The organism is Streptomyces sp., from assembly GCF_050698815.1.
In the GTDB taxonomy this organism is placed as follows: domain Bacteria; phylum Actinomycetota; class Actinomycetes; order Streptomycetales; family Streptomycetaceae; genus Streptomyces.
Genome location: NZ_JBOHCV010000116.1, coordinates 1 through 7,340 on the forward strand (window position 1 = coordinate 1; position 7,340 = coordinate 7,340).

A 7,340-nucleotide genomic window follows, 5' to 3' on the forward strand; every position below is an offset into this window, starting at 1 on the left:
GCTCAAGCTCGTCCTCATCGAGGGCCAGGCCGGAGAGGAGACCCGCATGGACCACCTGGGAGTCGAGGTCGAATCCTCCGAGGCCGTGCATGCCGCCGCAGCCCGCCTCGGCGAGGCAGGTCTCACGACTCACGAAGAGAACGACACGACCTGCTGCTACGCCGTCCAGGACAAGGTCTGGGTGCACGGCCCCGGCAAGGAGCCCTGGGAGGTCTACGTCGTCAAGGGCGACGCCGACTCGCTCGGCAAGCAAGAAGGCAGCACGTGCTGCGCCGAGGGCGACGATGACGGTCGGCGCGAAGCCGTCACCTCCGGCTGCTGCTGAGGTGCGGAAGGAGGCCCTTGAATCCGGCGGGGCCGTGACCGGTACGGGGGACCGGCCACGGCCCCGCTTCGCCCTGCCCGCCCTGTGCGTCACGCAGATCACCAGCTGGGGCGTCCTCTACTACGCCTTCCCCGTCCTCCTGCCCCACCTGACAGCCGAGACGGGCTGGTCCGGCACCGCCGCGACCGGAGCCTTCTCCGCCGCCCTGCTCGTCTCCGCACTCCTCGGCATCCCCCTCGGCCGCGTACTGGACCGCAGAGGCCCACGCGCGGTGATGACCGCAGGGTCGGCCCTGGGTGCAGCAGCCGTGCTGGCCATCGCCGCGGCGCCCAATTTCCTTGCCTTCGCCGGGGCTTGGCTGTGCGCGGGAGCGGCCATGGCCGGGACTCTCTACGCACCCGCCTTCGCCGCTCTCACCCGCTGGTGGGGCACGGACCGCGTTCGCGCCCTGACAATCCTCACCCTCGCCGGCGGCCTGGCCAGCACCGTCTTCGCACCGCTCACGGCCGCCCTCATCGAGCACCTGAGCTGGCGGTCCGCCTACGCCGTCCTCGCGGTGATCCTCGCCGTCGTCACGATCCCCGCCCACGCCCTCGCCCTGCGCGCGCCCTGGCCCTCCGCGCCTGACGCCCCTCACGCGTCACAACGGTCCGAGCCGGGCGGGAAGACCGGGAAGCCGATCGCCCGCAGCCGCTCATTCGTGCTGCTGACCATCGCGCTGACACTCTCCGCGTGCACGTCCTTCGCCGTGGTCATCGGCCTCGTACCGCTGCTGAACGAACGCGGCGCCACCCCCACCCAGGCAGCCTGGGCTCTCGGGCTCGGCGGCCTCGGTCAGACCCTCGGCCGCACCCTCTACGCGCCCCTCGCACGCCGAACCGGCGTCACCACCCGCACCACCGCCCTCATCGCAGCAGGTGGCGCGACCACCGCGGCCCTCGCCCTCGTCCCGGGGCCGGTCCCGCTCCTGACCGTCCTCGCCATCGCAGCCGGCACCGTCCGCGGCAACCTCACCCTCCTCCAGGCCACCGCCGTCGCCGACCGCTGGGGCACCCGTCACTACGCACGCCTCTCCGGCATCCTCACCGCCCCCGTCACCATCGCCACCGGCCTCGCCCCCTTCGCCGGCGCCGCCCTCGCCGGCCCCCTCGGTGGCTACCCCCCGCTCTTCCTCACCCTGGCCGCCGTTTCCGTAGCCGGCACAGTGATCGCACTCGGTGGCACCCCGGGGCGGTACCCAGCCCGGCAACGTGCGCCCCGGGCATGAGGCGTCAGCTGATGGCTTCTTGCATCTGGTCGGCGAGAGTGTGGTCGGGCCAGGACAAGGGGCCGAAATCAACGTCGGGCTCTGCCTTCAGAGACTGGATCGCTCGAGTCATGGCGCGCGAGAGCGTGCCGGCGCAGGCGTGAAAGGCGCTGATCGTCAAACTCGTGCCCGTCTCCTCGCCGCGCAGAGCGCCGTGAGTGCGCAGCAGCATCAGCGACGTCAACGTCCTGTGCTCGCCCCGGGCGGTGTCGGTGGCACCGGAGTGGAGCGGAACCTCGCCGGGATGGTCGAGCTCGGCCACTTGGTGTGCCCAGTGCCGGGCTTGGCGCAACTCGCCGCGGGTGGTGTGCAGCAGGTAGAGGCATTCGGCGGAGGCGGGCTTGCCCGCGCCGGCGGAGAACTGCCACAGGACCTCGGCCTGGTCGTCGCGGTCGGCCAGATGGAGCAGGCAGGCGAAGGTGAGAGCGTTGTCGGGGTCGATCTGGTGGGTGGTGGCCAGGTCGGCGATGTGCTCGACGGCGCGGGGGCCGCGGATGGCCCAGGAGGAGAGTGCCCGCAATTCGCGGGCGGCCTGTTCACGCCGGGACAGGGCCGGGTGGCCTCTCTCGGCGAGTCCGAGGGAGGCGGGCCCGAGTGCGGGCTGTGGGAAACCGCCGCCGGCCGTGCCGCGTCGCACTGCGGCGGCGTGGTCGTACGCGAGTCGGCGGCGGGATGCCCACTCCTCTGCGTCGTCGAGGTCGACATCGTGGGTGAAGGCGCGAGCGTCGGTCAGGAGGTCGTCCAGGGTGTGCGGCGATGGCATGGTGCGGCTGCTCCTCAATCCTTGTTGCTGTAGGAACCCAGCTCGATGCCCAGGTCCTGGGCGAGTCGTTGGCGGGCGTGCGCGCGGTGGGAGCGCACGGTGGCGTCGGTGACTCCCAGGATGCGTGCGGTCCCTGCGGTGGTGAAGTCGAGGACGTAGTGCAGGACCACGACGTCGAACTGCTGGCCGGGGAGCCGGGCTATGGCGGGGTAGAGGCCGACGCTGCTTTCCATGGCGGCGAACTCGTCGCGGCTGTCCTCGAGCACTGCGCGGCGCACGCGGCAGAAGGCGGCGGTCTCCGGAAGGGCGGACTCGCGCCCTTCGAAGAGGAGTACCTCGTCGACGGCTTCTTTCAGGTGGGCCCAGGCGCTGGCGGCGGGGTTGGCTTCCTCCATCAGGCGCGGCCAGCCCCTCAGCAGGCTGAGGAAGACCAGGTGGACGACTTGGCCGGCCATGCGCGCGTCTCCGAGCTGGAGTTGTGCGTAGTGGCGGTAGGCGCGCCGGAATTGGCGGTGAAAGGCCCAGAAGGCCACCGGGATCCGCTCGGGGTCTTGTGCCCGCCCGATCGGCTGGGAGGTCAGGTCGCGGGAGAGGGCTTCCTCGTTCACGACCGCTCCCCCCGACCGGCCTGGATCGCATCGGAGGTGGTCTGGTGCGGCGGGTGGGCGGTAGGTCCCTGCTCGGTGAGTGACGCGACCCCCACCATGACGCCGGCGGCGAGTCCGCGCCGCACCAGACGCGCGGCGTCCGGAGCGAAAACGCGTCCGGCGGTGGCCGCGGCCACCGCGCCGATCAGCTGATCAAGCACGGTTCTTCCTTTCGGTTGGGTGGCACTCTCCGACACCCTGCGAAGCCAACTGCCCTGTGTCACCGGGGAGTTGGTTGTCCTCGGGAGAGGGGACCAGCTAAGCGTTCGAAGGGGGCCAAACGTGGAGGCGACCACCAGGAAGAATCAGCGCACCGTGACTGATCGGGTACGACGTGTACCGTGACCAGCGCTTTTCCGATTGCATGTGACCAGAGCCACATTCCGTGGATGTTTAGGGCGCAGGATGCTTACCGCTCAGTACGGCATAGAACTGACCGAAGGCCGGCACGTGTTGGGCTGCCGGCTGCGATGGCGATGATCGAGGTGAAGCGCGATGCGGCGCGCAGCAAGCCCGGTGGATGCCGGGCTTGCCGGCGCCCACCGGGCGTGGGTGGGCCGGAGATCACGGGGAGGTGCGGAACGGGCCCGTGACCTCGTAGGTGATGCCGCCGGAGGAACTGCCGCTCGTGCCGCGCTGGCTGGAGAAGTACAGCCGGGTGCCGTCGGGGGAGAAGGCGGGGCCGGTGATCTCCGAGCTGGACTGGCCCGTGATCCGCAGGAACGGCGCGACGACGTCGTCCGGGGTGATGACGCAGATCTCCATGTTTCCGCCGTCCTCGGCGACGAACAGGTCACCGGAGGAGGACCCGGTGACGTTGTCCACGCCGGTGAGCGGGGCGGCGCCGGGGTTGACCAGGCTGTCGTCGTAGGCGAGCTCGTAGGTGCTGTTCGCCAGGTTGAGCTGCCAGAGGCGGTTGTCGCCCTTGGTGGTGAACCAGACGGTGTCGTTGGCGTAGTGGCAGCCCTCGCCGCCGTTGAAGCGCTTGGCGCCGGAGACCTGGTCGCGGGTCACGGTCGGCGAGCCGTCCGGGTCGGGGACGTTCGACCAGCTGAACGACCCTGAGGTGCCGGTGCCGGCGACCAGAACCTGGAGGGTGCCGGAGGACAGGTTGCCCCAGGTCGTCGGAATGAACCGGTACAGGCAGCCGTTGCTCTCGTCCTCGGTCAGGTAGATCACCTTGCGCACCGGGTCGGCGGCGGCCGCCTCGTGCTTGAACTTGCCCATCGCGTTCCGGCGCGTGGCCGCGTTCACGCCCCACGGGTCCGTCTCGTACACGTAGCCCAGGCTGACCTCTTCACAGGACAGCCAGGTGTTCCACGGGGTGGCGCCGCCCGCGCAGTTCTGCCGGGTGTTGGAGAGGATGCGGTACGCACCGGTGATGCTGCCCGAGGAGTTGAACTTGACGGCGCTCGCACCGCCGCTGGGGTTGATCTCCGAGTTGGAGACGTAGATCCAGCCCGTGCCGTCGGCGAAACAGGCGCCGCCGTCGGGGGCGTTGTGCCAGGTGTACGAGGTGCCGGAGACGGCCTGCGAGGACCGGGCGATGACGCGACTGGTGAAACCGCTGGGCAGTTGGACGCCGTTGGCGTCGGCCGTGCCCAGCGCTCCGTACGGGCCGGGACCGTTCTGGGCCGGGGCCGCGTAGGCGGCGCCGCGCATGAGAGTGCCGCCGAAGGTGGCGGCCGAGGTGCCGATGACGGCTCCGCGCAAGAAGGTGCGACGTTCCACATCTACTCCTTTGTCGGGGAAAGATGGCCGCTGTGGACAGTAGGGCCGCCACACCGGTCCGCGAAGGCCCGCCCGGAAGAACTCCTTCCGGCCAACTCGTGAGTAACTCCTGTGCTGAACGGTCTGACAGTTCATCAAATGAACGAGAGGGGAAGGGCTGTAGACATCCGGGATACCTCGTTGATCCTCACGACTCGGCGCAACGGGGCGTTCTTCGGTGCCCGGCCGTCGCGGTAGGGCACACCTTCTTCGGCGGAGGCCGGGCGCATCCGGCGGTCGGCGGATCGCTCCCGGAATCCGGGCACGATCGATCATCCCGTAGGGCGCGCCGACCACGACGACGCGAGCCCGTGGCCAGCGCTGATGGCGCGGGCGGCAGGCCCTGGCCGGTCAGGTCCCGCCGGGCGCGTTCACTCGAACGGATGTGGTCACCTGTGCGAGCGGGCGGAGAGGGTGCACGGTGTGACGTATGCGGCCTTCCAGACTCGTCTTCGCGGTGGTCCTGCCGTTGGCGTTCCTCGTGACGTGGGACGAGCCGGTGCGGGACTCGATCACAGGGCACGGCGCGGCCCCGGCCGAGGCCGGCACGGGTCCCGCCGCGCCACGCCCGGACATCGTGTCCCGCGGTGCCTGGCATGCGGACGAGGACCTGGTCCGTGAGCGAGCCGCTTCCATGGACGATGTGCGGGCGGTGTTCATCCACCACACCAACCATCCCAACGACTACGACTGTGCCGCCGTCCCCGACATGCTGCGGGCCCTGGAGGCGGACCACGTCCAGCGGGGGTGGGACGACCTGGGCTACAACTTCGTCGTCGACCGCTGCGGCACCATCTATGAGGGCCGGGCCGGTGATCTGAAGGGCTCCGTGGAGGGCGCGCACACCAAGGGGTTCAACGAGCACAGCCTGGGGATCGCCGCGCTCGGCACGTTCGACGAGGGAGAGCGGATACCGGGGGCGATGCTGGAATCGATCGCCTCGCTGGCCGCCTGGAAGCTGCGGTCCGGGGCCGATCCGGCCGGCCGGACCCGGATGGTCTCCTCGAGCGACGAGAGCCGGTACGACGAGGGGGACGACGCCGAGTTCGACGTCATATCCGGGCACAAGGACGCGTACGCCACCGACTGTCCGGGCAGGGCGCTGTACGACAAGCTCCCGGACCTCCGCGACGAGGTGAAGCGGTTGCGCATGCGGGCCGCCGCCGGGGGGCCGCATGCGAAGTCGCAGCACCGGTCCACGGAGGCCGGCCGCGGAGACCGCCGCTGATCCTCGGCTGAGCCGCTCCCGCGCGCTCCGCTGCCCGTTGCGTACGAGCGAATCGCCCGCGGGTTACGGACCACGTCCCGTTCCGTAGGCCGTACCTATGTACCCCGGGGGAATGCGATGGAAACTTTCCGCATTCCGCCCCGGCGGCGCGGATCTTCCCGTCCGCGCGGTTAGATTAAGAGCCGCGAAGATACAGATTGCATGATTTGGGCGGGGAATTCCGTTTAAATCGGATGAGAGGATACGGGTTCTGGCATGGAGCCTCGGGAGCTGTGGGACCGGCACACGGTGCTGGCGAAGGCCTTTTGTCACAGCGACGAGGAGGTGCGGGGGGCGCAGACCACGCTGGACGACGCCCAGGCGAGCCGGGCCCGGTCGCTGGCGGCCTTCGCGGTGGTGGTGGGCAATGACAGGGCGGTGGCCGAGATGCTCGGGCTGCCCGAGCGGGAGGTGCGGATCGCCCGCCGCACGGTGGGCCGGGAGGATGCCCGTACGCTCGCCGACGACTTGCTGATGCCGCCCGCGCCCCTGCCGTCGCACGCCGCTACATCCGATGAAACGGTTCGTCCGCCCGAGCAGCAGCACCAGCCGCCGCAGCAGCAGCAGCAACAACAGCAGCAGCCGCAGCAGCAGTCGCTCGGCCACCCGCAGGCCCAGTACCAGACCCCGTTCCCGTCACAGGCCCAGTCGCAGGCCCAGTCCCAGCCCCATGTGCCGGTCCAGGAGCAGCATCCGCAGATGTACGAACACGCCCATCTGCCGGACCACATGGGGTGGTCCCCGGTGCAGGACGCTGTGCTGGTCGACGGCTGGCAGACCGGCGTGGACATGGAGATCCTGGCACTCGAACTCGGCACCGACCTGCGGAGACTGATCGCGCGGGCGCAGTATCTCTCCGCGCACGGACGGCTGTTCGTGGCGGCGGGCGAGGACGTCGCCGGGCGTCAGGGCGGCCGGCACCGCCGGGAGGGCGGCCAGCACCACCCGGGCATTCCGGGCCAGCAGATGGGTTCCCCGGGGGAGATGCTGCTGCCCGACGGCCTGGTGCCGGACGGATACGGCGGCTACTGGGCCAACTGGAACGAGATGCTGCCGGCCCCGCAGGGCTGACGGCCGGCACGTTCCGGTGTCCCCGGGCGTTGGTAGCGTGTGTACCCCCCGATCGCTGCCTGTGCGGCGCGCCCCTGATGAGGAGCCTGTGACGTGACCGTCCTCGCGCTGGGACCCAGCTGGCTGGACCCGGACTATCTGATCCAGACCTTCGGTCTGATCGGCATCCTGGTGATCGTCTTCGCGGAGTC

Annotated in this window: 8 protein-coding genes and 1 pseudogene; 5 read left to right on the forward strand and 4 right to left on the reverse strand. The window is 70.2% G+C overall.

The window, feature by feature from the left end; genetic code table 11:
- Together ACRDP3_RS04465 and ACRDP3_RS04470 are read left to right on the forward strand one after the other, a co-directional pair.
- A partial coding sequence (locus tag ACRDP3_RS04465; protein WP_431515486.1) for an ArsI/CadI family heavy metal resistance metalloenzyme occupies positions 1 to 325 on the forward strand: 325 nt, incomplete at its 5' end.
- A 34-nt stretch (positions 326 to 359) separates the two neighbouring features.
- Positions 360 to 1,592: an MFS transporter gene (locus ACRDP3_RS04470; protein WP_431515487.1), complete on the forward strand. Its 1,233-nt coding sequence runs from the start codon at positions 360 to 362 to the stop codon at positions 1,590 to 1,592.
- Between the two features lie 4 nt (positions 1,593 to 1,596).
- Here the strand turns inward: ACRDP3_RS04470 and ACRDP3_RS04475 are convergent, their stop codons facing one another.
- The 4 genes from ACRDP3_RS04475 to ACRDP3_RS04490 form a co-directional block, all read right to left on the reverse strand.
- A complete protein-coding gene (locus tag ACRDP3_RS04475) occupies positions 1,597 to 2,394 on the reverse strand; it encodes a hypothetical protein (protein ID WP_431515488.1) in 798 nt (265 codons plus the stop codon).
- Positions 2,395 to 2,408: 14 nt separating this feature from the next.
- Positions 2,409 to 3,002, reverse strand: a complete 594-nt coding sequence (locus ACRDP3_RS04480; protein WP_431515489.1) for an RNA polymerase sigma factor — start codon at positions 3,000 to 3,002, stop codon at positions 2,409 to 2,411.
- Positions 2,999 to 3,202, reverse strand: coding sequence for a hypothetical protein (locus ACRDP3_RS04485; RefSeq protein ID WP_431515490.1), 204 nt, complete (start codon positions 3,200 to 3,202; stop codon positions 2,999 to 3,001). The genes ACRDP3_RS04480 and ACRDP3_RS04485 overlap by 4 nt, the downstream gene beginning before the upstream one ends.
- A gap of 403 nt (positions 3,203 to 3,605) precedes the next feature.
- Positions 3,606 to 4,772 carry an alkaline phosphatase PhoX gene (locus ACRDP3_RS04490; protein WP_431515491.1) on the reverse strand — a complete coding sequence of 389 codons (1,167 nt, stop codon included), beginning with the start codon at positions 4,770 to 4,772 and terminating at the stop codon, positions 3,606 to 3,608.
- Positions 4,773 to 5,241: 469 nt separating this feature from the next.
- Here ACRDP3_RS04490 and ACRDP3_RS04495 point away from each other — a divergent pair, with 469 nt between their 5' ends.
- The 3 genes and pseudogenes from ACRDP3_RS04495 to ACRDP3_RS04505 all read left to right on the forward strand — a co-directional run.
- On the forward strand, positions 5,242 to 6,039 hold the full coding sequence (locus ACRDP3_RS04495) for a peptidoglycan recognition protein family protein (protein WP_431515492.1): 798 nt from the start codon (positions 5,242 to 5,244) through the stop codon (positions 6,037 to 6,039).
- A 255-nt stretch (positions 6,040 to 6,294) separates the two neighbouring features.
- Positions 6,295 to 7,149: a hypothetical protein gene (locus tag ACRDP3_RS04500; protein WP_431515493.1), complete on the forward strand. Its 855-nt coding sequence runs from the start codon at positions 6,295 to 6,297 to the stop codon at positions 7,147 to 7,149.
- Between the two features lie 93 nt (positions 7,150 to 7,242).
- Positions 7,243 to 7,340, forward strand: a pseudogene (locus tag ACRDP3_RS04505) (DedA family protein); the annotation flags it as partial.